The following is a 24,837-nucleotide window of genomic DNA, read 5'->3' on the forward strand; positions in this document are numbered from 1 at the left end:
GACAGCATCATTGTTTTTTTGCTAATGTGCCCCAATATTTTCCCCGGAGTGATAAAACAGTCACCCCGGGAATTTTTTTATACCAAGGAGGATTATTAATGTCCGATGAGACTAGAATGGACCCAGAAATGCTTTCCATGGTGCTTGACACCATAAATAAACTTGAAAAAGAGAAGATTACCCTTGAAACAAAGCTTGAGATGGATAAGGAGGGTGAATTTCCTAAAGAGCTGATAAATTTTATGCTGAGCCCGGAGGTAGCCCTGCATCTTATCTTTATCCCCGCAGAATATGGCGGACTCGGCGCAGGGGCTATGGATATAGCTATTGTCTCAGAGAGGCTCGCCAAAATGGACCTTGCGATTGCCACATCATTCTTGGCAATATGCCTTGGCACAGACCCCATAAGGGTTGGATCAACGCCTGAGCAAAAGGCAAAATATATAGGCCGTATAGCAGAAGAGGGGCTTATTGTAGCTTACGGCGTAACAGAACCCGATGCAGGCAGCAATGTTCAGGCCCTCAAAACAAAGGCCGAGAGGGTGCTTGATGAAAAGGGTGAGATAAAAGGTTACATACTAAATGGCCAGAAACAGTTTATCACAAACGGCGGTGTAGCGCAGATATACACCATACTGGCAGAAACACCCGGCGGCCCCACATTCTTTATAGCAGAGGCAGGCGACAAGGGTTTAATCCCCGGAAAACATGAAGACAAACATGGCATCAGGGCATCTGATACCTGCCCTCTTACACTTGAAGATCTCTATATACCAAAAGAAAACCTGATAGGTGGTGTTGAGGGCCAGGGTCTCAAGCTTTCAAACGAGGTTTTCGGCTATACCCGGCTCATGGTGGCCACATTCGGCCTTGGCGGCGGCATGGCAGCCCTTGAAAAGACCATAGCATATGCCAAAGACAGGGTCCAGTTCGGCAGCCCTTTAATTGAAATTGAGGGTTATACACACAGGCTTCTTGTCCCGAATGCTGTAAGGCTTGAGGCCGCCAGGGCATATATCGAAGAGGTGGCAACAAGGCTGGATACAGATGAAAAGGATCTCCAGGTAGAGGGATCAATCGCCAAATATTTTGCTACCGAGGCCGGTGATGCAATGGCCAATGATGCTATCCAGGCACTTGGCGGATATGGCTACATCAGGGAGTATGAAGTAGAAAAGATTAAAAGGGATATAAAGATCTGCTGTATCTATGAAGGCACAAGCGAGATCCAGAGGCGGCTTATCTCCATGTTCCGTCTTCAGGCAACAGTACGTTCAAAGGGCGACTTCTATAAAAGTATGGCCGACAAAGTCTCAATGCTCCCGGAAGATACCTGCGGCCCGACACTGGCAAATTCCATAAACCTCACGAATGATGTAATACTTGCAGCAAGAAAGAACAAACTCACCAAATCACAGTATGTAATGTTCCTGCTTGCGGACATGATGACATGGACAGAGGTTGCAAAGGCTATCTGCATAAAGGCTGCTAATTATGCCGGAAAAGATAAATCTCCTGAATACATGAAGGCCGCGGCAAGACTTTTTGTGCGGGAAGCAGTGGAAAAGGTTTACATAAACGGGCTGAAAATCTGCCAGGGATGCGATACACCTGTTGATGAGCTTTCAGAGAAACTTTCAGCCATGAACATGGCCTCAGTTATGAAAGCCACCCTCAAAGACATGGATTTCGTTGCAGAAGAGCTTAAAAAATAATAACTAAAAAGGGGCACTGTAAACTCAGTGCCCCTTTTATAGTTTATACTTCCGTACTATATCGTAATTATGGTAAAGTCAGCAAACAGTTAACCCTCAAAAGGCTTTATTATGTCACAACTATCCAAAGGCAACCTGGAAAACAGATCATCTATTACACTTCCCTCCTCGAAGGCTTTTCTTTCTCCGGCGATCTCCTTTGCAGAGAAAACAGCCATCGCCCTGGGCCTGGACAACAGGGAAGCAATGGCCGTAACCCTTGCGATAGAAGAAATTTTTACCTACCTGTGCGGAATAACATTTGAAAATCAGGTTATTGAAATTATTTTTTCAGGCAGGGGTCATTATATAGCCATCGAGATTGTTTTTTCAGCAGAGAAATTGAACATAAGGGCATTCAATATTACATCTGCCATATCCCCTGATGACGAAACTGAAATGGAGGAAATGGGGCTTCTCATAGCCTCCAGGTTTGTCGACCGCCTTAGAGTCAATTACAGCGAGGACAAAAAATACAGAATGCTGCTGATAAAGGAAAAGGCATATCCAGACTCGGCCGAAGAACCGGTACCATCAGTCGGCAACCTTGATAATTTTGAAATAAGGACCCCAAACCCGGAGGAATTGAAACTTTTAAGCAGGCATATTCAATACCACTATAGAGATGCATTCTTTCCCTCTGCCCTTCACTATCCTGGCAAGCTGGTCGACATGGTTAATGGCGGAGAATATGCCGCTATGATTGCTTCCGATTCAAAGGGACATATAGGAGGCGGAATAATATGGCACTATTCTGAGGGCAAAACAGTTGAATGCTGGGGACCCTATGTCTTTGATCACAATCCCGGCTTGGGCCTTGCCGGCCGTCTTCTGGAGGATTGTATCGCGGCCGTTGCAAAGACACCTGCAATCAGCCTTTTGAACCGCTATCCGGTGGAAGAATTTTCTGGAGATTACTTTGAACTGCTCGGAACCCTTGAAATTGCTGACAGCAGTGGCAATACCCGCGAAATTCCATCATGGTACAGACAGTTGAATGAGGATTTGGGAGCCTCCATATGGGCACCTTCAGAAATTGAACATTATCTTCGTTTAGAATACGATAGGCTTTTCCTGCCGCGGGAGATAAGGCTGGTCAGGTATGATGGTGAATCCGACAATCTTTTCTCTGTCCTGTCGGTTGATTTTGACAGATCCAGTGACAGCGCAACAATGCACCCGGTGCAGGCGGGAAGGGACATTGCGGAAAACCTGAGGAATCATCTGCAGCTGTTTATGAAAGAATCAGTTAACAATCTGTTCTTTGAAATGGACCTGGGTATTTACTGGCACTCCTATTTCGCTCCCGCACTGGTTTCAGAAGGCTTTATTCCGCGTCTGATTCTCCCCTATGGGGGAAAGGGCGATATAGTTGTCTTTCAAAGAGGGGGTATCCCTGAATGACCTTTTCTGCGCTGGAGCGTCTTATTCCGGATTACATAAGGCGTTTCGAAGCCTATATCCCCAGTAAACCGGATGACGAGCTTAAAAAACTCTATGGCTGCAATCGTATTTTCAGGCTGAACAACAATGAAAACCCGCTCGGACCGCCTATCGAGGCTCAAAGGATAATTTCCGGCTTTCCGCCCGTAAAGGCATCCATATACCCCAGCGGGGATGTCTATTACCTGCGGCAGAAACTTGCCGATCTGACCGGACTGCACCCGGATCAGTTTCTTGTGGGGAACGGAGCAAACGAAGTAATAGCATTTGTTATTAAGGCCTTCTGCCGTGAAGGCGACAATATCATAACAGCAGACAAGACCTTTGCGGTCTATGAATGGGTTGCCGAATTTTCAGGATTCGAGGCAAGACTAGCACCCCTGATAAATTTCGAATTTGATGATGAAAAAATGCTCTCCATGGTAGATGAGCGGACAAAGATTCTCTTTATCTGCAACCCTAATAATCCCACCGGCACCTACTGGTCTCTGGACAAATTGTCCCGCTTTATGGACCGGATCAACGGAAGCCGCATTGTGGTTATTGATGAGGCCTACTTTGAGTTTGTTGAGAAAGAGGATTTTCCGGATGGAATAAAGCTTATCAAGAGATACCCAAATCTGGTTGTCTTCAGGACCATGTCCAAGATGTACGGCCTTGCAGGACTCAGAATAGGCTACCTGGCCGGAGACAGGGAAGTTGTGGATGTAATAAGAAGGACATGCGTTGTCTATTCCGTAAACACGGTTGCGCAGGAGGCGGCATGTGCGGCCATTATGGATACAGGCCATATAGAAAAAACCCGTGAGATGGTAAAAAGGGGCAGGGATTTCCTCGAAAAGGAGCTTTCACTACTCAAACTCCCATTTGTGAGCAATGAAGGGAATTATATAATGGTAAAGCTCCCCATGAGTGACAGCCTTGCCTATAGAAAATTGATGAAACACGGGATTATGGTGCGCACCATGACAGGCTTTCGTTTTCCGAATTACATTCGAGTGACTGTTTCACACATGGAATATCTCGAGGCATTTATAGAAAGGCTCTCCACTGTCATTAACAGGGAAAAATAATATGGACAACAGGAAAAACATTATACCCCGAATAGGTGTTACCTTTCCCCGCCAGGACGCCTGCAGCAAGGTTATGGGAAGGGAAAAGTTCTCCTCTGACTTCTACTCATCCGATATGCTTTATGCAGGAGTGAAAAGGGCCGGCATACCCCACGGCCGTATCAGAAATATCAGCACAGAAAGCGCCCTTTCAACAGAAGGGGTTATAGCAGTGCTCACATTCAAAGACATTACAGGATCAAACAGGCAGGGTGTGATCAGGAAGGATCAGCCTGTTCTGGCGGATGACAGGGTAAGGCACTGCGGAGATGCAGTTGCCCTTGTAATTGCTGAAAGCCCTGAATCTCTCAAACAGGGGATAGATTCTGTAACAGTTGATTATGAACCCCTTGAAGCAATCTTCAGCACTGAACGTGCGCTTGAGGATGGAGCAGTAATCATTCATGATGATAACCCCACCGGCAACCTTCTTCTAAAGGGTTCCCTTGAGAGGGGAAATATCACCAGGGGTTTTGAGGAATGCAATCATATTGTTAAAGGCAGTTTTTACGTGCCCATGCAGGAACATGCATACCTTGAGACAGAGGCTGGATGGGCTATTATGAAGGATGACGGCAGGGTATATATTACTGCGGCCACTCAGACACCATTTCGTGACCGGATGGAAATAGCTCATGCTACAGGCATTGAAATGGAAAGGGTCGCAATAAAGGCGCCATTCTGCGGCGGCGCCTTTGGCGGAAAAGACGGAATAAGCGTTCAGAGCCTTCTCTGCCTTGCTGCACTTAAATGCCCCGGCAGACCTGTAAAGATGTGGTGGAGCAGGGAAGAAAGTTTTCTTGCCAGTCCGAAGAGACATTCGGCCATGCTTGAGTATCGCCTTGGGGCAAAATCCGATGGGACACTTCACGCCCTTGAGGCAGAAATCACCTATGACACAGGGCCATATGACCATCTTGGCGGGGCAGTCATGGCTCTCGGCCTGGAACATGCCGGAGGGCCCTACCGGATTTCAAATACATCCCTGAAGACCAGGGCAGTCTATACAAACAATCCCCTGGGCGGCGCCTTTCGCGCCTTTGGTGTGGCTCAGGTTGCCGCTGCCGTAGAGCAGATGATAGATATGCTGTCAACGGATACAGGTATCTCCCCCCTGAAGATCAGGGAGATCAACTGTGTCAGAAAAGGGGACATCAATTCGGCAGGCATGACCATTGTAACGAGCACTGGAATTTCAGACTGCCTTGAAAGAATAAAAAGCGATCCCATGTACAGGCAAAGCAAAACCTGGAAATCAAACGCCTCTCTATTCAAAAAACGCGGAGTGGGCCTGGCGGCAGTTATGCAGGGAATGGGTTACGGCCCGGTTGTCCCGGATGTTGCTCATGCAAAGATAGAGCTCTTAAAAGATGGGATTATCCGCATATATTCTGGAGTAACGGATATGGGGCAGGGTAATTCAAGCACATATGTACAGATCGCAGGAGAGATGCTGAATCAGGGAGCAGAACAGTTTGAACTGCTTCAGCCTGACACGGACAAAAGCCTGCCGTCAGGATCCGCCACTGCAAGCCGGACTACCTATACCTTTGGAAATGCACTAATCGGGGCATGTGAAATCTTCAGGGAAAGGCTTCTGGTCCGGGCTGCAGACATGCTTATGGTGACGGGACAGGAGATGGCCATTCTGCCCGGGCGTGTCAGGCATCTCCCATCGGGAAGGGAACTGGGCCTTGCCCAACTTGCCTCATTTCTTTCTGACTCTGAAAGATGCGTTTCACACCGTTTTCGAATGCCTGTATCTGAAGACAGACCCACCGGTGATGAAATGCTGAGATTACACGGTATACCTCATGCCATTTTCTCCTATGCCGCCCATCTGGCATTTGTAGAGGTGGATCTGCTTACAGGAGGGGTTGAGGTTTTGAAATATCTTGCTGTTACCGACTGCGGACGCATTATCAATCCCCAGCTCTATGAACAGCAGATACAGGGAGGAATTTCTCAGGCCATGGGATATGCCCTGAGCGAAGAATTCCTCTCAAATGAGGGGGTGGTTCGATCCGCTGATTTTTCCACCTACATAATCCCCACATCCCTGGACATTCCGGATATGGTATCCCTTCCCGTTGAAATACCCGAGAGCACCGGGCCCTTGGGGCTGAAGGGTGTCGGTGAAATATCAACAAACGGCCCCCTTCCGGCCATAGCAAACGCGGTTTATGATGCTGTGGGTGAGAGAATCTTCCAGTCGCCCCTGACTTCCGAAAGGGTACTGACAGCCATTGAATCTTCGAAAAGAAATGGAGATGCATGATGAATATAAAGTTTCAACTGAATAACAGACCAATCACAGTTAATGTACCACCCGACAGAAGGGTTATAGACCTGCTGCGTGATGACCTTGGACTGACCGGTACAAAGGAGGGATGCGGATCAGGAGAATGCGGTGCCTGCTCGATTCTTGTGAACGGGACCACCAGGCTCTCGTGCCTGATGCTCGCGCCGCAGCTTAACGGGTGTATTGTAGAAACCATAGAGGGCCTCACCCATGGTGATGATATGAATCACCTGCAGGAAGCATTCGTAAAACACGGCGCAGTTCAATGCGGGTTCTGCACACCCGGGATGATTATTACTGCAACAGACCTGTTAAGAAAGAACCCTCACCCATCCAGGGATGAAATCCGGCAGGGAATAAGCGGAAACCTGTGCAGGTGTACTGGTTATCAGAAAATTGTGGATGCCATAGATGCAGCAGCAGAAAACAGCGATGATGAGGCAGTAAGATGACAAAGGTGATGTTACCCGAAACACTTGATGAGTTATGGCCGATCCTTGAAAATGAGCCTGAAACCGCCATCTATGCCGGGGGGACCGATTTTCTGGTAAAACGGCGCAAAGGATTATGCGGCCACGGGCCATTAGCCTGCCTGGAAAGGATCGGAGAACTGAGAGGGATAGAGGAAGACGCTAGGCATGTTAATATAGGGGCCTGCGCCACCTTTTCCGAGATCCTTGCCAGCGCTCCTGTGCGGAATCACTTTCCCCTGCTCATAAAGGCCCTTAGTGTCCTGGGGTCCCCTCATATAAGAAATATGGGCACCATAGGGGGCAATATCGCCACTGCATCACCTGCCGGTGACAGCCTTGCGCCGCTTTACGTGCTGGGCGCTGAGATAAAACTTGTCACCAGTGAATCATTCAGGCTGGTTCCCGTAAAGGATCTTATAAAGGGGCCGGGACAAACAGATATCAGGCCAAAGGAGATCATTTCCGGTGTTGTACTGAAAAAGAGCGGGGCCTATAATTTACACCATTATGAAAAAATCGGCCGAAGAAAGGCGCTTTCCATAGCCATAGTCAGCCTTGCCGCTCTCATGAAGATCGATGAAAACAGTATTATCAAAGAGGCGCACTTTGCCTGGGGCAGTGTTGCGCCGACTGTTTTTTATTCCCCTGAGGCGGAGAAGGCGGTAAAGGACAGGCCTTTTACCATGCAGGTTCTCAAAGATGCGGCTGACATTATTCGAAGGGATGTTCAGCCCATAGATGATATTCGCGCCTCTGCCGGTTACCGCAGGTCTGCTGCTGCAAACATACTTTTCAGACTATTACAGGCATCTTCAGATTTTTCTCATGGCTCACATGATATAGAGGTATCTGGTAAATGAGATCCCTGCCTTTTCTTAAACCGCTGGACATGGGAAAAGGCAGGGTTTCCTCCACCCTGTTTATGCTTGCTGTTCCCACAATGATATCCCTCTTTTTTCAGAACCTGTACAGCCTTGTGGATATCATGTTTGTTTCATGGGTAGGCACAACACCCCTTGCGGCCCTTTCTCTTTCTGTTCCTGTTTTTTACCTGGCACTCGCACTGGTAAGGGGAATAGGCCTGGGGACTACCACCCTGATGAGCTCAGCGCGCGGTGAGGGTGACGAGAAAAAGGCCGATTCTCTGGCCGAGGCATCTCTTCCTTTGATGCTGCTGATACTCTGCCCTCTGCTTATTCTCACTCTTCCCGGTCCATGCAAATACATATTTTCCCTTCTCGGGGCGAAGGGAGAAGTGCTTTTAACGGTCCACGATTACGCCCTCTGGCTCTCACTGAGTTTTCCTGTAATGGGGTATGCCATGCTGTGCGAGTCCATACTTATGAGTCATGGTGATTCCGTTACACCCATGAAGGGCATGGTACTGGGTAACATTTTGAATCTTATACTCGATCCGGTTCTCATCTTTAGTGCCAACATGGGAGTCGAAGGCGCATCTCTGGCATCTCTTATCGGGTGGATATTTACTGCTTATTATCTGAGAAGAAAACTCATCACATACGGATACTCGGTTCCGGTTGTTAAAAAAACCGGGGATATGATAAAGCAGTGGAGGCGTATATGGGGAATAGGTTATGTTATTACCCTCTCCATGATTGTAGTAACCTTTTCAGTGGGGGCCATGAACTGGTTTCTTGCCCGTGAAGGAGCGGCTGCAATAGGGGCATGGAACCTTATGAGCAGGGTGGAACTGATGATAGTTCTTCCCTTTATGGGAATAAGTCACTCCCTTGTGCCATTTGTCGGATTCAATTTCGGAAGACGTAATAAAGAACGTATCATTGCGGCTGTAAAGACATCACTCTGTATCGAATTATCCGGAATGGCGGTTTTTTCACTGCTGTTTATCTATTTTTCAAAAGAGATCATAGGATTATTCAACCCGGGGCAGGATGTCCTGCAATGGGGGGCCTATGCCCTAAGGGCCTCTGCAACAGCCTACATATTTTTCCCCTTTGAACTTACCCTTATGGGCACAGCCCAGGGCCTTAGAAGGCCGGTCTTTTCTCTGGTAACTTCCATATTCAGGCAGATATTTCTGAGGATCCCCCTGGCGGCCCTGCTGTACGGCATGAGCGGTGTTAAAGGTATCTACTGGAGTCATCCCCTCTCCATGGTTGCGGGAGGGCTTCTGTCCGCAGCATTGATTATGGTACTGTTACGTAATGAAAATATTCTGGACCGTTCGCGTATGTCACAACACCATACAGGAGCAAATGATGAATAAATCAAATGAAAAAGAATACTATATTGAACCGGGGCAGGAATGGGAAATAGACCTGTTCAAACCCGAAGATGCGGAAGGGGTGGTAAATCTTTTTCTGTCTGTCTACGGAAAAGAATACCCGGTAAAGACCTATCTCGACAAAGAGAGATTAACAGATGAAAACCATGCAGGGACCACCATTTCAACCGTGGCCAGAACCACAAAGGGCGATATAGTCGGACACGTGGCACTGTATCAGAGCGCACCATTTAAAAAGATCTATGAGGCTGGAGCTGGAGTGGTGCACCGTGACTACCGTGGTGGAAAGGGTATCTTCACCAGGATGACAGCGCACACGCAGAATGTATCCGCAAATAAATTCTCTGTGGAGGTGATATTCGGAGAGCCTGTATGCAATCACATCTTCTCTCAGAAAATGACCAGCAACCTTGGATGGATAACCATGGCCCTTGAACTGGACCTTATGCCTGCATCCGCCTATATAGCTGAAAAAAGCGCTTCCGGGCGGGTCTCCTCTTTTATTGATTTTAAGACCCTGATACCTCATCCTCACAGGGTCTTTCTTCCGTCACAGTACCGGAATGAGCTTGAATATATCTATGAAGGACTGGATGACGAGCGGGACATGTATGTCAGCCAGGCGCCTTTTCCTGAAGAGGGTTTTACTTGCATAAATACTCAGATTTTTGATTTCGCACAGGTTGCCAGGCTTACTGTCAGTAAATCAGGCAAAGATTTTTCTGAAATATTTTTCAGGGAGGAAAAGAGTGCTGAAAGCAAGGGAATTACACTGATTGAGGTATGGCTTAACCTTTCAGAACCATGGATCGGTGAGACAATCAATCTTCTGAGAGGAAAAGGGTATTTTTTTGGAGGTCTCCTTCCAAGGTGGTTCAATGAGGACGGACTGCTTATGCTCAAGACAAAACACCGTCCATATTGGGAAGAGATGCAAATATATTCCGAACGGGCAATAGAGATCACCGGGTTTGTACGAAGGGACTGGGAGGACCGGACGCGTCAGTCAAAAGAACAATAGGGAATCAGCATGATACTTTTTAAATAGGTTAAACTCGAATGGTTCAAATTTGTATTTGATTGCAGGTAAGGAATGGATTATAAATTCTTATACAGAAAAATCCGGTATGGGGGTAAAAATGGAGATAGAGCACAGGAAAGATGTTAAGGCGGATATCATGACTGTAAAGGGAAGAATGGACGCCATAACCACTGCGGAATTTGATAAAAAAATCGAAGAGATTATTCAGCAGAAGGGAAACACTATTATTGTGGATTTTTCCGGGCTGGATTATATAAGCAGCGCTGGTCTTAGGAGTATCCTGTCGGCATCAAAAAAACTTAAAGGTAAAGGCGGAACTATAATCCTCACGGCATTAAAGGATGTGGTAAGGGATGTGTTCGAAATATCCGGTTTCAGCTCCATACTGACGATACATGAATCCGTGGAAAAGGCCCTCGTGGAGATATGATTTAATCACCATTTACAAAAGGACTGTCCGATCGATTATGAGCAATATAATATTGCAGGCCGGTCTGGAAAATCTGGGCAGATTTACTGAATTTGTCACTGCATATGCGAGAAAAAACGGTTTTCAAAGGATGCAGACAGACAGAATAGCCCTGTGTCTTGAAGAAGCAGTCGTTAACATTTGCAGTTACGCCTATCCGGATAATCCAGACGGAAAAGTAGAGATATCCCTCCACATGGAAAACGGAGATACTCTGATCATAAGAATAAAGGACAGCGGCATCCCCTTTGACATTCTATCTCAGAAGGATCCGGATATAAAAGCGGGTGTATCGAAGCGTGAAATCGGTGGTTTGGGAATATTTATTATAAAAAAAATGATGGATGACGTGAAATACGACAGGGTCGATAATCAGAATATATTGACCATGACCCTTAAAAGGGAGGCATGATATGAGATCAATCTCTACAGCCCTGTTTCTGATCATCTCTATCCTGCTTTCCACTGTTCAATCCTTTGCCGGAGAAAATGCCTTGAAAAAGGTGTCCCTGATCCCCCAATGGGTACCCCAGGCCCAGTTTGCAGGATATTATATGGGGCTTGAAAAGGATTTCTATAAAGAGCGGGGCATTGATCTGACGATAATCACAGGGGGGCCGGATAGCCCGCCCATTGACCTTCTAAAGGATGGCACCGCCGATTTCGCGACTGTCTGGCTCACATCAGGGCTGGAGGCAAGGGATCAGGGAATTCCCGTGATTAACATCGCCCAGATGATGCAGCGTTCATCCCTGATGCTCGTTGCCAAAAAAGCTAGAGGCGTCAGGGAACCCCGCGACATGGAAGGCAAAAAGGTGGGCTTGTGGGGTCCTGTGTTCCAGCTTCAGCCAAAGGCTTTTTTTAAAAAATATAATATAACCCCGCAGATTGTGAGGCAGTCCTACTCGGTAAATCTCTTTCTGAGAGACGGCGTGGATGTGGTTTCCGCCATGTGGTACAATGAATACCATACCATTTTAAATTCCGGACTCAACCCCGAAGAACTCACCACCTTTATGTTTCATGAACACGGGCTCAATTTCCCTGAAGATGGAATATACGCACTTGAAGACACCTGTGCAGATGATCCTGGCCTGTGTGAATCCTTTATAAGGGCATCTGAACAGGGGTGGAGATACGCCTTTGCTCATCCTGAGGAGACCATAGATCTGATTATGAAAAATCTCGAAAAAGAGCATATCCCTGCCACAAGAGTTCACCAGAGATGGATGCTGGACAGGATCAGAGACCTGATGATTCCTCAAGAGGATGTGCCAATGGGAATGCTGTCTGAAGAGGACTACTACAGGGTGGCGAACGCACTATACTCGGGCGGCTTTATAAAAAAAATCCCCAAACTCTCCGATTTTTACAGAAAGCCTGGTGAGATCAATGAAAAATAGAGGAATCGCCCTTAAACTTGCACTTCTGATTCTGACCAGCATCACGGTTATATTTGCGGTTGTCTTTACCTACAATTATTTTTTTTCTCGGCAGATCATATCGGAAAATGTTGAAAAAAATGCCAGAAACCTCGCACAGTCCACTGTAAACAGAATAGATACAGTTCTTATGTCAGTAGAAAAGGTTCCCCGAAGCCTTTCCTATTTCTATGAAGACATGAATAGTGAGGGAGAAGAGCTGATCAGCCTTCTGCGCTCGGTTGTGGATAACAATCCCGAAATCTACGGCACCACTATGGCATTTGAGCCATACGCATACCAGGGAGACAGAGAAAGATATGCGCCCTATGTGTACAGGGGCGATGATGGCACAGCCATATCACATATCACATATGATTACATATTTTATGACTGGTATCAGATTCCCTGTGAGCTCAACATGCCAACCTGGTCTGAGCCCTACTTTGATGAGGGAGCAGGGAATATCATAATGGTAACCTATTCCATGCCCTTTTACAGAAACATTGACGGTAAAAGGGTTTTCACCGGCGTGGTTACTGCCGATATCTCACTTGAATGGCTTCAGAAAATCATCTCATCAATCAAGATTGGTCAAACCGGTTACGGGTTTCTGCTTTCTAAAAACGGGACCTTTGTGACCCATCCAAATCCGGATTTTGTGATGAATGAAACCATCTTCAGTGTTGCTGAGGCACTTGAAGATAATGACGTCCGTGAACTGGGAAGAAAAATGGTAAGCGGAAACAGCGGATTTTCACCCTTTACCAGTACAGTCTCAGGCAAGAAGTGCTGGATGGTCTATATGCCTCTCTCTTCCAACGGCTGGTCCCTGGCAGTGCTTTTTCCTCAGGATGAACTCATGGCCGATATTTCTCGTCTCAGCCACACAGTGCTCCTTATAAGCATTCTTGGTTTTTTTATAATCCTTATTGTTACCATATGGATCGCCAGGACAATTACCAGCCCCCTCAGGGCACTCTCCAGGGCAACCGAGGAGATAGCAGCCGGGCACTTGGATATAGAAATCCCCTTTATTAAATCCAGGGATGAGGTTGGAAGACTCGCCGATTCCTTTACATATATGAAGACTTCTCTTAAAAAATATATTCTTGAACTGACTGAGGCTACTGCCGCGAGGGAAAGGATTGAGGGTGAGCTTCAGGTAGCCCATGACATTCAGATGGGTATACTGCCTAAAAAATTTCCCCCGTTTCCCGAAAGAACTGAATTTGATCTATACGCCATACTTGAACCGGCAAAGGAGGTCGGAGGAGACCTGTACGATTTTTTCCTGATGGATGAAGATCATCTGTGTTTCACGGTAGGTGATGTCTCCGGCAAGGGGGTTCCTGCGGCAATCTTTATGGCCATCACTAAAACCCTTATAAAAAGCAAGGCAACTCAGGGGCTCTTTCCGAACAAGATTTTAAAAAGCGTCAATGAAGACCTGTCTTTAGATAACCCTTCATTGATGTTCGTTACCCTGTTTCTCGGAATACTCGACCTGAAGAGCGGAGAACTTGAATACTGCAACGGAGGGCATAATCCACCCTATCTGATGAAAGCGGACGGAGGGTTGGAGCCTCTGGCCACAACACACGGAATGGCGCTTGGGGTTATGGAAGATTTTTTGTATAAATCCAACCGAATTCAGCTTCAAAGGGGAGACAGGCTGTTTTTGTATACAGACGGTGTTACAGAGGCTGCGAACAAGGATGATGAACTCTTTTCAGAGACTCGTCTTGAAAAAGATCTTAGAAGTTTAAATAACTGCTCACTTACGAAGACAGTAAACAGTGTCCTTGATCATGTTAAAGACTTCTCTCAGGGCCTTCCTCAGACCGATGATATCACCATGATGATAATAAATTACTCAGGGCAGTAATTTTCTTCAGGTGAACCACAGTCTCGGAATATTAACCCAAGTTCGACAAGAAAAATAAGAAGCTGCAATAAAAACAGCATGTTAGGTAAAATCAGACCAAATTTTCCCCACTACATTTTTCAGTAGTTGGTTTTTTGAGTGGTATTTTGATCATGATACGATCCATGGGCTGCTGTTTTACCTTCAGACTTTTGTAAATGGCCACCTGGTTCATTATCGGCACTGTGCTGTTTCTGATATTTACAGTAGAACCATCATCGGTCTTAAACATGGTCGTAACCCTTACATGAGTAGACAGTATATTTCTGATGCTCTGCCAGTTATATTGGATACCATCCTGACGCAACTGACGTAAAACCCCGGCAAGAAAATGATAGGCCATCACAGAAACGAAGATATGCTCTGATCTAAGTTTTTTACCTTTTCTAAAATAACACATACCTGTGTATATTCCACGCCAATCCTGATTACGGGGAATACACATACCTGTGGGTTTCTGAAAATAGAGTAAAATATATAGGCTGACACTGGCCTGCTTCCGGTCTTCGTTTTATCTGCCGGGGACTGTAACCGTTTGCTCCTTTTTCAGTGTCTGGTAATGTGGTCTCAGTGAGAACACTGTTTTTGATGCGCTGCGGTAACTTTCAAAGCTGACGTACCGCATTTTTTTATATCGTAGTCTTTGAAGCTAGAGGAACAAATCAGAGAACCCAACACAGGGCGTCATTCCCGAGGAGCGGGTTATTGATCCTGCTCTATCGTAGGGTTCATATCACTGTCATTCCCTCGAAGGAGGGAATCCATTTTTCTTCTCAAACCACCCTTGACTTTATACGTCCTTTTAAGAAAAAAATATCTACATAATTTCTTTCGCAGTTTATACCAGTAAGACATAAAAGCATAGACGTTTGTACTTAGGATGTCACCTGGTCCATTCTTCCTGATATCGACTAAGATCCAATATCCATATGAACTAAACTGTTACGTATGCACACTTTGATCAATCGTTTCAACAATCCACTGGTTCAGGCTTTTTCCCTCTGCGGAGGCAAGTGAGGCTATTTCAGCATGCAGTTCAGGTGGAATGCGTAAGTTAAATTTTCCAGAAAATTCTTTATATGGTTCAATGCCTTTTTCTTTGCATGCCTCCAGGAAAACATTTAAAGATTTCTTGAATTCCTGACGCAATTCATCGGGTGTTTTTCCATAAAAATCCGCCCCGCCATTGAGACCAAGTATTTCTCCCCGAAACATATCTATATCGGGGTCATATTCTATTTTTGCTTTATGTCCTTTAAAAGTCATTATATTCATGATGTAACTCCATGCATTTCCAACCATTTACGAATGCTTATAACTGCACCTTTATCAGTGTCTGGTGTAGGATGCGGCCTATGAAATATTCTTACTTCATTAAACAAAAACACTGCAACTCTGGACCCTTCACGTTCACTTACCTCAGCGCCAAGCGCTATAAATAATTTTTCAATATCAACCCATTTAATATTACCGCTAACAGGCCTGTTAAAAATAAGTTCCAGTGTTTTTTGATGCTTTGGCTTCATGTGTTGAATAGTACCAAATCATGGTACTTTGTCAATAAATTTTCATGGCATATTGATGCAGGTTAAAAGAGATAACCTTTACATAAACTTAACATGAAATATAAAAGGCAATTAAGATTAATACCTTAACTGCCTTGATATTAGTGCATCCTGTTTGTTTTTTGTTTATCATGGATTGTAGCGCTCTCTTCGTCTAAGCCGGTGTTAACAAAAGGTTAACACTATGAGCAATATGCCGTTGAACTTATGGAATTCAGCATCAGACCTTCAGCCTGTAACTTTCCAGAATCTTCTTTCGCTCCTTCCAGTCCGGCATACATGAATATAAAAAGGCATAGAAAAACCTGGAATGGTTTAGATACCGCAGATGACACAGCTCATGCATTATAATGTATTCGATGCAGACCTCGGGCAGGTAGATAAGCCTGAGGTTTAATGTGATTATACCTGCCCTTGTGCAACTGCCCCACCTGTTTTTCATGTTCCGTATCTTAAGCATGGGGGTGCGAAGGTCATGATCAGACATGATGGCAAGGCCTTTATCAAGATATTCCCTGAACACCTTTTCCGCCTGATCCCGGTACCATTTATCAACCACCCTCTTCACGCTGTCAGCATCTGAAGTTTTTGTCTGGACAACAAGCTCTCCATCCAACAGTATGACCTGAACCCTTTTGGCAGTTGCTACATTGAGCGTATATTCCTTTCCAAGGTATGATGTTTTTTTACCTGAAATGTATTCACTGGGTAAAGGCAGCATCTGGCGGTTTTGAAGCTTCAGGATGGTTTTAATGATCCATGGGGTTTTTTCCTTTACCACCTCACTGATATAGGAATTGGATGCGCGAAGGGGTGCGGTGATCCTTACCTGCTGGTCAGCGTCAACAGTAATACGCAGGTTTTTGCATGACTTCCTGTAAAGGGTGCAATGGATATCACGATCGATATCCCTGATAATATATTCCGCTTTTAAAACCCTTTTAGCCATTGATATTTCCTTAAAAACTGGGCACTATTAATACCCTTGACACATAACATCACCTGTGACATTTACAAATGAAACTGTCATTCAGGAATCTATTTTAAAAACCGTTTAAAAACAAGGCACTATGTGTCAGATTTTTTGCGAAAAGGAATAATATGAAAAAAAGTCTTTTATACCACCCATTTAAAATCAGGAATATTGAGATAAAAAATCGTGTAATTATGGCACCTGGCGCAAACCTCCTTTGCAGTGACACGGGTGTTATGACCCAGGAGGGGCTTGAGTGGGCAAAGGCAAGGGCAAAGGGCGGCCTTGGTGTCGTGGGCGTGGGGCAGAGCATGGTCAACCCGACTCCTCCAGCCATGTCCGGGTTTGTTATTGACCTCACCACTGATAAATCCATAAACGGCATGTTCAGGATGACTGAGATGATCAGGCAGATGGGTGCAAAATCTACCATAGAACTGGTCTACATGGATTTTGGCGATGTGAACAAACCAGATAATGAGATGAGTGAGGAAGATCTCTCAAAGATACGAACAGAGGACTCCACTGGTATTAATGACAAGCTTGCAAACAAGATGCCCGCAGACCTTACTCTTCAGCAGATACACAAGATAGTCGGCTATTATGTTGATGCTGCTGTCAGGTGTAAAAGGGCAGGTTTTGATATGGTGCTTGTACATGGGGCGCATGGCATGTTCATAAGTGATTTTTTGTCACCTGTGCGTAACAGACGCACTGACGAGTATGGCGGCTCATTTGAAAACAGGTGCAGGATCGTTGATGATATACTGACCGGCATTAGGGAGGCCGTGGGGCCGGACATGGCCATTGAATACCGCCTGAGCGCAGAGGAAAAGAAAAAGGATGGCCTTACCTTAAATGACCAGCTTGCCTTTGCGAAACATATACAGGATAAGATTGATATACTCTATGTCTCCACCGGTGTTATGGAAAATGATGAGACAGCTACCTTTATTTTCCCGCCTGCCTATTATGAGCGGGGTGTTAATGTCCATTATGCAAAACATTTCAAGGATGCCCTTAAGATACCTGTAGGCACTGTGGGTGGAATAGATATGGCGCTTGCAGAGCGGATCGTGGATGAAGGAAAGGCGGATGTGGTCACCATGTTAAGGGCGACCATTGCTGACCCGCACCTTGTTAACAAGGCAAGGCTGGGTAAATTCGATGAGATACGCCCCTGCGTGAGGTGTAACACCTGCATAAACCAGCCCCATTACTTTTTCCTGCCGGTCAGGTGTGCTGTAAACCCTGAGGCAGGCAGGGAATGTGATGTGCTAAGGATACCCTACCCCAGAAAATCAAAAAATATTGTGGTGATAGGGGGCGGGCCGAGCGGCATGCAGGCAGCGCGTACCGCTGCCCAAAGGGGGCACAACGTAACCCTTTATGAAAAAAATGCTGAGCTTGGCGGTATGCTGAATATTGCAGCCGCAGGAAAATTAAAGACAGATTTAAGGGCATACCTGAACTGGGCAGTCAGAGAAACTCTGAAAAACCCTGACATAACACTGAGACTGGGCGCTGCTGCAACATATGATGATATCAGGGCACTTAACCCCGACGCTGTAATTGTATCAGTAGGGGCAACCCCGCTGATACCGCCTATCCAGGGGATCAATGGAAAAAATTCTGTATGGGCAGGTGATGTGGAGTCAGGCAGGGTAAGTGTCGGCAAAAGGGTCATAATAGCTGGTGGCGGTCTGACCGGGCTTGAAACAGCCCTCTCACTCGCTAGAGAGGGTAAAGAGGTTACCATTATAGAGATGATGCCCTTTGAAAGGGTGATCATGTCCGCACCTGTGGTTAATATGGTTGCACTCTCCATGCTGATAAGGGAACAGGGAATAAACTACATGGCAGAGACAAGACTTATTGAGGTAAGAGAAAACAGGATCAGGGTTGAAGGCCCGGACAAAAAGGAAACCTGGATGGAGTGCGACACCCTTGTGCATGCCCTTGGCATGAAACCTGACAGGGCAGGGGCCTTGTTATTTGGAGATACAGCCGATGAGGTGTATTACACAGGCGACTGTGCTGTTGCACGGGGCAACCTCTGGACTGCCACATCGTCTGCTCATCACATTGCCCTTGAGATTTAAAAAATCCGCCCCGGCTTCAGACATCGGGGCGGATTACCTTGAAACAACCTTATTTGCCAGCAGAGGACTTTATTAAAAACTCATGCTCTTCGCCCATGACATTAACTATTATCTTGATCTCATGTGGTTTTGAGGGTTCAGCAAGTTTTGCCAGCTTAATTTCTCCAGGATACCACTTATTCGCAGGAACATTTGTCTTTACATGGTATGTTGATAAAAGAGTCTTAAGGTTCCTTTCTGTCTCTTGTTTCAGTGTTACCAGCTCAGCCTCTGCGATTTCTGAAGACTGCAGTTTGGTCTCCTTAATGGACTTAAAATCATACTTATACTGTGATTTATAGGATTGTCCCGGCATATTTGCAGAATCAAGTTCACTTGGGCTAAAGACAGCCGGATCGCTGGGATCCTTTTTGCTTGAATCTACTGCTTGTTTGTTTCTGTCATCTTCCTGTTTTTTTATTGACTCGGCGCTAGCAGTGTAATTCTCCTTAATTAGTGTCACCATATCATCAATAGTCATGACCTTGTGTGGTTTGCCACCCACAAATGCCTTGATACTGTCAGGTGAAAATTCAAATGACTTTTCGCTGAACAGACCGATTTCGATCCCCGGATAATCATCACGGGAATAGGCATCCTTAACTGAACGCACATACACGGCGCCCGCCTTTTTATTGGAAACGATCCTTTTTACACCCTGCTGTTCATTTACCTTCTGGCCTGCAAGCACCTCGGGAGCAAGCCTGTATGATTTTGCTGTAACACACCCCTGGATCAATAATGCTACCAGACACAAGACCAAAACAATAATTCTCTTTTCCATTTTTCTCCTTTTAATACCTTTCAAGCTACTACCAGATGAAAAGTGTGGACATCAAAATAACCGGCTGATCTCCACACGCCAAATAAAAACTCAATACTGTTCGTTTTCATTATAACAGTCTGCTAATAAGGGGCATTTTACATCAAGAGATTTACTTATGTATAATCCTTAAGAAATGAGTTTCAATAATCGAGAATATTAATATATCAAACTGAATTGTTCAAGAACAAAATAATATTGCTCAAATCGATTAATATACCCCTTAGATATAATGATTTTTGGTCAGCAATATCTAAGACTTTATAAAAAGGTATTTTAAAAGGTGTTGATCGGGAAACAAAACTGCCTGCTGTATTAAAAAAACGTCTTTATCAGGATATCTAAAAAGGAAGCATTTTTCATAGTCCCTGTCGCCTGAAAGCGATATTCCTAATGAAATAGCACCTTTAATGGAAGAGGCCGGATAAATAATAGGATTTTATCTTCCAGCAATAGTTATCCCGCATAACCTTCCCTGCCAGGTATCCCTTTCCACCAGCCTTTTTTTGATAAGGTTAAGGTTCTCAGTCTTATAAAGTGTCCATTCCGGAGCTAGTAGGGTTTCCCTGTCCGGGTCACCTGTTAATCTCTGGATAATAAAATGGGAAGGGAGCAGCTCCAGAAAATCAATGAGACATTCAATATACTCATCCCTCTCCATGCATGAAAACCTTCCTGCAAGATATATCTTTTCAAGCCCTGTCCCCTTTGTTACATAGAGGGAGTGTATCTTTACCCCGTGAATGGGCTGATCTGCCAGAAATCTTGCTGTCTCCAGCATCATTTCTTTTGTCTCGCCGGGGAGCCCCAGGATCACATGGGCACAGATCTTTATATCGAATTCGATGGTCAATCTTACCGCATCAATAAATGCCGCCACATTGTGACCACGGTTTATGGCCTCAAGTGTTTTGTTATGACACGACTGGAGACCGTATTCAATCCACACAAGATGCCTGCTGCTGAATGATTGCAGTATCTCCAATTTTTCACGGTCTATGCAGTCAGGTCTTGTGCCCACAGAGAGTCCTACAATCCCGTCAAATGATAGCGCCCTGCTGTAGAGGTCTCTTAAAACATCTCTCGGACCATTTGTATTTGTATAAGACTGAAAATAGGCAATAAATTTTTCCGCACCGTATCTCTTTTTTGCCCACTCTATACCCTCTAATACCTGCACCTCTATTGATTTGCCATTAATGACCTTTGCCCCGCTCCCTGAACCTTTTGAATCACAGTATATGCAGCCACTGCCGGATATACCCCCATCCCTGTTCGGGCACCCAAGGCCCGCATCAATAGAGATCTTCTGCACCCTCTGGCCGAACAGTCCTTTCAGATAGCTGTTGTAATCATTATATCTGTTTATCATTTTCACCTTGATTCGCACATGTAACATAAAGCTCTTTTTTATATGATTCCATTATCTTTATAAAAAGGATTTCAGGATTAGTATTAAAAGTCAATCTGCTATTTTTTTATAATCGAGATGTTCTGCCTGATTAACAGGCTGATTACTCGCAAGAGAAAATAAGTATGATATAAAAATGGCACAGGTTTTGCTTTTATTCAGGGTGTGATAGGTATGAATAAATAATGCAACCTGAATAACTTTGATAAATTGGTCTTGTTTCTGTTTATTTTATTTATTCATATGAAGCAAAAGGCCCGGATATCCGGGAATCTTTTGATAGGCTATAAAAATAGCCAAAAAATTGACGATGTACAGGGAAGAGTATGGTTATAAAAAAGAAGATCAATTATAAACTTGATTCAAACGCATGGATGTCAACCTACACCGATCTCATGACCCTGTTATTGACCTTTTTTGTACTTTTGCTCAGCCTTTCTACCGTTGATAAAACCAAAAAGCTCCGCGCCCTGAATTCACTTGTAGGGGCCTTTGGTTTTAAGCCAGGAGGGCAGTCAGTACTGGGAGAGCAGAAAGGGATTAATATAACTACAGGCGCGGCGCCTATTACCCCGGAGGAAGTACAGTTTGAAAGACTTCGTAATATAACGCTCAAGCATGGACTTAAATCTGAGCTGACCATGAGCCAGCAGCTTGAACGTACAATAATCACTATTAAGGATAATGTAATCTTCGGGCATAAATCATCCGTACTGTTAGCTGAAAAGTCAGGCTTTCTTTCCGATCTTGCAGATGTGTTAAAGGAGGGCCATCAGATGATAGAGCTCCGCGGATACTGTGATTCTTCAGAATCTATTATGGAAAAAGACCCATACAAGGAATCAATGTTTTTGTCATCAAAAAGGGCAATAGCCATGTTTGATTTCTTTGTGGAAAAAGGGCTTTCCCCCGGGGATATTGTCGCACACGGGTTCGGGCAGAATTATATGGGTGCATCAAAAAAGGGAAAAGAATCATATCTGAACCGGCAGGTTGAGATCATCCTGGATTACAGAGAGAAGGTGCCATTCAGATTGAGAAATCAAGGTGGTAAAAAGGATTTTCTTGATTTCAAGGGCTTCTTTTTCAGGCAGAGAGGGGTATAAATGGCTGAAGACAAGGTCATAATTGAAGAGGTAAAGATGGGTGCAATACCGGCCTGGATGGTGACTTTTTCAGACCTGACAACCCTTCTTCTCACCTTTTTTGTGCTTCTCCTCTCCATGTCCTCCATGGATGACAGATCATTGAAAAGCCTTTTTACAAATTTTACCAGCGCAAGCGGCATCTTGAATTTCAAGGAGCTTGGAGAGATATACAGGCCAAAGGATGTAATGATAGATGGCATATATGACAGGCTCAAAGATGCCATGGTTATCAAACGTTCGGATGACCCGGTTGATATCCCTGCTGATACCGATGAGATATTCATGACAGAATCAGGCGGCCAGGTGGTATTGCAGAATATTGAAGGCGGTTTCAAGCTGGTATTCGGTCACAAGATCATGTTTGAAAGTGGAAAGGCCGAGATAAAAGATGAGGTGAAGCCAATCCTCAATGAGGTGGCAAAATTTATAAAGGCATCCTATTTTCAGATATATATTGATGGCCACACCGATCCCCTGCCCATTAACAATGAGGATTTTCCATCCAATACCATCCTTTCGCTGATCAGGGCCTATAATGTGATGAAATATCTTATCGACGAGGGCGGTGTAAACCCGGATACCCTTGCATTAGGCGGGTATGGTGAAAAGCATCCAATTGATAGCAATGATACCCCGTCGGGGAGAGACCGGAACCGGCGGGTTGAGATGATCTTTAAAAGCAAGACCTACTTCTGATTTCTTTTTCTCTCTCTGAAAATCACCCTTACGGGTACATTGTCCAGTCCAAGGGTGCTCCTTATCTGGTTTACGATAAACCTTTCGTATGAAAAATGTACAGCCTTCGGGTGGTTTACAAAAAGCACAAAGGTAGGAGGCCTGGTTCCTGTCTGGGTCGCATAAAAAAATTTAAGGCGTGTCCTTCCGACAAGGGGCGGGGGCCTTTTGAAGATCATCTCCTCCACCAGTTTATTCACATCACCTGTACTTATCCTCATGTCAAACTGTTCAAACACTGCATCTATTTTTTCAAATATTTTGTTAACCCGTTCGCCGGTGAGTGCGGACATGTTGATGCGTGGTGCATATGAGACAAACTGGAGTTGTCTGTCTATATCAAGGCCAAGCTGTTTTATGCGTTCGGGCTCCTTTTTTACAAGGTCCCACTTATTGACAGCAAGAATAACCCCGCGCATACGGTCAAGGGCATATCCGCATATCCTGGCATCCTGTTCAGATACACCCTCATTTGCGTCAATCATGATAATGGCAATATGACACCTTTCAATGGCGCGAATAGCCTTTATCATGGAAAATTTATCTATCTTGTCACTGACCCTGCTCTTTCTTCTTATACCTGCGGTATCTATCAGAAGATACTCCTGTTCGCCCCTGTTAATCCTGATATCAACAGAATCCCTTGTTGTGCCGGGTATTTCACTGACAAGCATCCTCTCATGACCCAGTATCCTGTTAATGAGGGAGGATTTACCCGCATTTGGCCTTCCGATAATGGCTACACGTATCTGGCGCTGATCTTCTACCGGTTCAGCATCATCAGGGACAGAGCCTGCTATATCATCCATAAGCGTTCTTAAGCCATAGCCGTGGGCAGATGAAAGGGGATAAATGGTCTCTACCCCAAGGCTGTAAAAGTCATGAATCAGGGTCTCCTTTTCAGGGCTGTCTATCTTGTTTACCACAGTATATGTCTTTTTATCGTACCGCCTCAGGATATTTGCAACCTCTTCATCAGCAGGCACAAGCCCGCTTCTGCCATCCATCATAAAGAGTATCTGGTCAGCCTCTTCGATTGCCTTTATTACCTGCTGCCTGACCTGTTCTGAAAAAGGTCCGTCATCCTTTTCATCAAACCCGCCTGTATCAACGATGATGAATGATTTGCCTTCCCAGTTGACAGTGGCATAGTTGCGATCCCTGGTAACCCCCGGCTGATCATCCACAATAGAGTCCATAGACCTTGAAAGGCGATTGAAAAGGGTGGACTTGCCTACATTAGGGCGTCCGACTATGGCTATTATTGAAGTCATGATTACCTATAGATTAAAAATACTCTATTTTAAATTTTCTGTACGACTGGAGGCGCCGCCTGATAAATGGATCAGGCACAGGCGGCAAGATTGTCACATATTGTTTGGTTCAGGTCCATAAGTTTAACAGGCTTTCTTAAAAGCCTCAGGGCCAGCCCTTCATTTATGGTCTTTTTTGCCCTGATATCTCCGGGATTTCCTGTAAGCACAAGTATCCTTGCATCAGGGTCAATAGACTTGATTTTAGAGGACGATTCATAACCATCCATTACCGGCATTTCTACATCCATCACAACAATATCAGGAGAAAAGGACTTGTATTTTTCAACCGCCTCTTTCCCGTTAAAAGCCCTTTCCACAACAAAACCCCCAACAAGGTTAAGGGACTCCATTATGAGTTCGGAAAGGGTTTTTTCATCATCAACTAGTAATACTTTTTTCGGTAACATTTTCTTTTTATCCTCTTCAAATTTCCCGAAATGATATTTTTTACAGACTCCTATGTCAATAAAAAACTACAATATCTTGTATTTAACAAAATCAAGATAATACATATTG

23 protein-coding genes are annotated in these 24,837 nt (G+C 45.0%); 15 read left to right on the plus strand and 8 right to left on the minus strand.

The window, feature by feature from the left end; genetic code table 11:
* Positions 1–98 precede the first annotated feature (98 nt).
* The 12 genes from GX654_17545 to GX654_17600 all read left to right on the plus strand — a co-directional run bounded on the left by GX654_17545 (position 99) and on the right by GX654_17600 (position 14,170).
* On the plus strand, positions 99–1,715 hold the full coding sequence (locus GX654_17545) for an acyl-CoA dehydrogenase (GenBank protein ID NLD38668.1): 1,617 nt from the start codon (positions 99–101) through the stop codon (positions 1,713–1,715).
* Positions 1,716–1,826: 111 nt separating this feature from the next.
* The gene (locus tag GX654_17550) at positions 1,827–3,158 is read left to right on the plus strand and encodes a hypothetical protein (GenBank protein ID NLD38669.1); all 1,332 of its coding nucleotides are present in this window, start codon (positions 1,827–1,829) and stop codon (positions 3,156–3,158) included.
* On the plus strand, positions 3,155–4,270 hold the full coding sequence (gene hisC, locus GX654_17555; protein NLD38670.1) for a histidinol-phosphate transaminase: 1,116 nt from the start codon (positions 3,155–3,157) through the stop codon (positions 4,268–4,270). Before GX654_17550 ends, hisC begins: the two co-directional genes overlap by 4 nt.
* Position 4,271: 1 nt before the next feature.
* Positions 4,272–6,587 carry a xanthine dehydrogenase family protein gene (locus GX654_17560; GenBank protein NLD38671.1) on the plus strand — a complete coding sequence of 772 codons (2,316 nt, stop codon included), beginning with the start codon at positions 4,272–4,274 and terminating at the stop codon, positions 6,585–6,587.
* Entirely contained in the window at positions 6,587–7,063 is a 477-nt protein-coding gene (locus GX654_17565; GenBank protein ID NLD38672.1) for a (2Fe-2S)-binding protein, read from the plus strand. Before GX654_17560 ends, GX654_17565 begins: the two co-directional genes overlap by 1 nt.
* Positions 7,060–7,944, plus strand: coding sequence for a xanthine dehydrogenase family protein subunit M (locus tag GX654_17570; protein ID NLD38673.1), 885 nt, complete (start codon positions 7,060–7,062; stop codon positions 7,942–7,944). The genes GX654_17565 and GX654_17570 overlap by 4 nt, the downstream gene beginning before the upstream one ends.
* On the plus strand, positions 7,941–9,332 hold the full coding sequence (locus GX654_17575) for an MATE family efflux transporter (GenBank protein NLD38674.1): 1,392 nt from the start codon (positions 7,941–7,943) through the stop codon (positions 9,330–9,332). Before GX654_17570 ends, GX654_17575 begins: the two co-directional genes overlap by 4 nt.
* Positions 9,322–10,371, plus strand: coding sequence for a hypothetical protein (locus tag GX654_17580; protein NLD38675.1), 1,050 nt, complete (start codon positions 9,322–9,324; stop codon positions 10,369–10,371). Before GX654_17575 ends, GX654_17580 begins: the two co-directional genes overlap by 11 nt.
* Positions 10,372–10,489: 118 nt before the next feature.
* The gene (locus tag GX654_17585; GenBank protein NLD38676.1) at positions 10,490–10,822 is read left to right on the plus strand and encodes an STAS domain-containing protein; all 333 of its coding nucleotides are present in this window, start codon (positions 10,490–10,492) and stop codon (positions 10,820–10,822) included.
* 37 nt (positions 10,823–10,859) lie between these two features.
* Positions 10,860–11,273, plus strand: coding sequence for an ATP-binding protein (locus tag GX654_17590; GenBank protein NLD38677.1), 414 nt, complete (start codon positions 10,860–10,862; stop codon positions 11,271–11,273).
* 1 nt (position 11,274) lies between these two features.
* Positions 11,275–12,264, plus strand: a complete 990-nt coding sequence (locus tag GX654_17595; protein ID NLD38678.1) for an ABC transporter substrate-binding protein — start codon at positions 11,275–11,277, stop codon at positions 12,262–12,264.
* A complete protein-coding gene (locus tag GX654_17600; GenBank protein NLD38679.1) occupies positions 12,254–14,170 on the plus strand; it encodes a SpoIIE family protein phosphatase in 1,917 nt (638 codons plus the stop codon). Before GX654_17595 ends, GX654_17600 begins: the two co-directional genes overlap by 11 nt.
* Before the next feature lie 91 nt (positions 14,171–14,261).
* Here GX654_17600 and GX654_17605 read toward each other — a convergent pair whose 3' ends face one another.
* The 4 genes from GX654_17605 to GX654_17620 form a co-directional block, all read right to left on the minus strand.
* On the minus strand, positions 14,262–14,552 hold the full coding sequence (locus tag GX654_17605; protein ID NLD38680.1) for a hypothetical protein: 291 nt from the start codon (positions 14,550–14,552) through the stop codon (positions 14,262–14,264).
* A 599-nt stretch (positions 14,553–15,151) separates the two neighbouring features.
* Positions 15,152–15,484, minus strand: a complete 333-nt coding sequence (locus GX654_17610; protein NLD38681.1) for a type II toxin-antitoxin system HicB family antitoxin — start codon at positions 15,482–15,484, stop codon at positions 15,152–15,154.
* Positions 15,481–15,735, minus strand: coding sequence for a type II toxin-antitoxin system HicA family toxin (locus GX654_17615; GenBank protein ID NLD38682.1), 255 nt, complete (start codon positions 15,733–15,735; stop codon positions 15,481–15,483). Before GX654_17615 ends, GX654_17610 begins: the two co-directional genes overlap by 4 nt.
* A gap of 259 nt (positions 15,736–15,994) precedes the next feature.
* On the minus strand, positions 15,995–16,723 hold the full coding sequence (locus GX654_17620) for a M48 family metallopeptidase (GenBank protein ID NLD38683.1): 729 nt from the start codon (positions 16,721–16,723) through the stop codon (positions 15,995–15,997).
* 152 nt (positions 16,724–16,875) lie between these two features.
* Here GX654_17620 and GX654_17625 point away from each other — a divergent pair, with 152 nt between their 5' ends.
* Positions 16,876–18,849 (plus strand): FAD-dependent oxidoreductase, encoded by a 1,974-nt coding sequence (locus GX654_17625; GenBank protein ID NLD38684.1) that lies wholly within the window; start codon positions 16,876–16,878, stop codon positions 18,847–18,849.
* A gap of 49 nt (positions 18,850–18,898) precedes the next feature.
* Here GX654_17625 and GX654_17630 read toward each other — a convergent pair whose 3' ends face one another.
* Together GX654_17630 and GX654_17635 are read right to left on the minus strand one after the other, a co-directional pair.
* Positions 18,899–19,672, minus strand: coding sequence for a hypothetical protein (locus GX654_17630; protein ID NLD38685.1), 774 nt, complete (start codon positions 19,670–19,672; stop codon positions 18,899–18,901).
* A gap of 478 nt (positions 19,673–20,150) precedes the next feature.
* Positions 20,151–21,083, minus strand: a complete 933-nt coding sequence (locus GX654_17635; protein NLD38686.1) for a TIGR01212 family radical SAM protein — start codon at positions 21,081–21,083, stop codon at positions 20,151–20,153.
* Between the two features lie 365 nt (positions 21,084–21,448).
* Between GX654_17635 and GX654_17640 the strand changes: the two genes are divergently transcribed.
* A complete protein-coding gene (locus GX654_17640) occupies positions 21,449–22,228 on the plus strand; it encodes an OmpA family protein (protein ID NLD38687.1) in 780 nt (259 codons plus the stop codon).
* On the plus strand, positions 22,229–22,966 hold the full coding sequence (locus tag GX654_17645) for an OmpA family protein (GenBank protein ID NLD38688.1): 738 nt from the start codon (positions 22,229–22,231) through the stop codon (positions 22,964–22,966).
* Here GX654_17645 and GX654_17650 read toward each other — a convergent pair.
* Both GX654_17650 and GX654_17655 read right to left on the minus strand, forming a co-directional pair.
* Positions 22,957–24,279 carry a ribosome biogenesis GTPase Der gene (locus tag GX654_17650; GenBank protein NLD38689.1) on the minus strand — a complete coding sequence of 441 codons (1,323 nt, stop codon included), beginning with the start codon at positions 24,277–24,279 and terminating at the stop codon, positions 22,957–22,959. The two genes, GX654_17645 and GX654_17650, sit on opposite strands and share 10 nt — an antisense overlap.
* 71 nt (positions 24,280–24,350) lie before the next feature.
* Positions 24,351–24,728 carry a response regulator gene (locus GX654_17655; GenBank protein ID NLD38690.1) on the minus strand — a complete coding sequence of 126 codons (378 nt, stop codon included), beginning with the start codon at positions 24,726–24,728 and terminating at the stop codon, positions 24,351–24,353.
* Positions 24,729–24,837 lie beyond the last annotated feature (109 nt).

Origin of the sequence: Desulfatiglans sp. (genome assembly GCA_012513605.1) — a bacterium.
Classification (GTDB): domain Bacteria; phylum Desulfobacterota; class DSM-4660; order Desulfatiglandales; family HGW-15; genus JAAZBV01.

Excerpts from the sequence above, each read along its gene's own strand:
- GX654_17585 (NLD38676.1), top strand. The coding sequence starts at position 10,490 with ATGGAGATAGAGCACAGGAAAGATGTTAAGGCGGATATCATGACTGTA.
- GX654_17655 (NLD38690.1), bottom strand. The coding sequence starts at position 24,728 with ATGTTACCGAAAAAAGTATTACTAGTTGATGATGAAAAAACCCTTTCC.
- GX654_17615 (NLD38682.1), bottom strand. The coding sequence starts at position 15,735 with ATGAAGCCAAAGCATCAAAAAACACTGGAACTTATTTTTAACAGGCCT.
- GX654_17610 (NLD38681.1), bottom strand. The coding sequence starts at position 15,484 with ATGAATATAATGACTTTTAAAGGACATAAAGCAAAAATAGAATATGAC.
- GX654_17590 (NLD38677.1), top strand. The coding sequence starts at position 10,860 with ATGAGCAATATAATATTGCAGGCCGGTCTGGAAAATCTGGGCAGATTT.
- GX654_17580 (NLD38675.1), top strand. The coding sequence starts at position 9,322 with ATGATGAATAAATCAAATGAAAAAGAATACTATATTGAACCGGGGCAG.
- GX654_17565 (NLD38672.1), top strand. The coding sequence starts at position 6,587 with ATGAATATAAAGTTTCAACTGAATAACAGACCAATCACAGTTAATGTA.
- GX654_17630 (NLD38685.1), bottom strand. The coding sequence starts at position 19,672 with ATGGAAAAGAGAATTATTGTTTTGGTCTTGTGTCTGGTAGCATTATTG.
- GX654_17570 (NLD38673.1), top strand. The coding sequence starts at position 7,060 with ATGACAAAGGTGATGTTACCCGAAACACTTGATGAGTTATGGCCGATC.
- GX654_17595 (NLD38678.1), top strand. The coding sequence starts at position 11,275 with ATGAGATCAATCTCTACAGCCCTGTTTCTGATCATCTCTATCCTGCTT.
- GX654_17545 (NLD38668.1), top strand. The coding sequence starts at position 99 with ATGTCCGATGAGACTAGAATGGACCCAGAAATGCTTTCCATGGTGCTT.
- hisC (NLD38670.1), top strand. The coding sequence starts at position 3,155 with ATGACCTTTTCTGCGCTGGAGCGTCTTATTCCGGATTACATAAGGCGT.
- GX654_17560 (NLD38671.1), top strand. The coding sequence starts at position 4,272 with ATGGACAACAGGAAAAACATTATACCCCGAATAGGTGTTACCTTTCCC.
- GX654_17625 (NLD38684.1), top strand. The coding sequence starts at position 16,876 with ATGAAAAAAAGTCTTTTATACCACCCATTTAAAATCAGGAATATTGAG.
- GX654_17645 (NLD38688.1), top strand. The coding sequence starts at position 22,229 with ATGGCTGAAGACAAGGTCATAATTGAAGAGGTAAAGATGGGTGCAATA.
- GX654_17650 (NLD38689.1), bottom strand. The coding sequence starts at position 24,279 with ATGACTTCAATAATAGCCATAGTCGGACGCCCTAATGTAGGCAAGTCC.
- GX654_17605 (NLD38680.1), bottom strand. The coding sequence starts at position 14,552 with ATGGCCTATCATTTTCTTGCCGGGGTTTTACGTCAGTTGCGTCAGGAT.
- GX654_17575 (NLD38674.1), top strand. The coding sequence starts at position 7,941 with ATGAGATCCCTGCCTTTTCTTAAACCGCTGGACATGGGAAAAGGCAGG.
- GX654_17600 (NLD38679.1), top strand. The coding sequence starts at position 12,254 with ATGAAAAATAGAGGAATCGCCCTTAAACTTGCACTTCTGATTCTGACC.
- GX654_17635 (NLD38686.1), bottom strand. The coding sequence starts at position 21,083 with ATGATAAACAGATATAATGATTACAACAGCTATCTGAAAGGACTGTTC.
- GX654_17640 (NLD38687.1), top strand. The coding sequence starts at position 21,449 with ATGGTTATAAAAAAGAAGATCAATTATAAACTTGATTCAAACGCATGG.
- GX654_17550 (NLD38669.1), top strand. The coding sequence starts at position 1,827 with ATGTCACAACTATCCAAAGGCAACCTGGAAAACAGATCATCTATTACA.
- GX654_17620 (NLD38683.1), bottom strand. The coding sequence starts at position 16,723 with ATGGCTAAAAGGGTTTTAAAAGCGGAATATATTATCAGGGATATCGAT.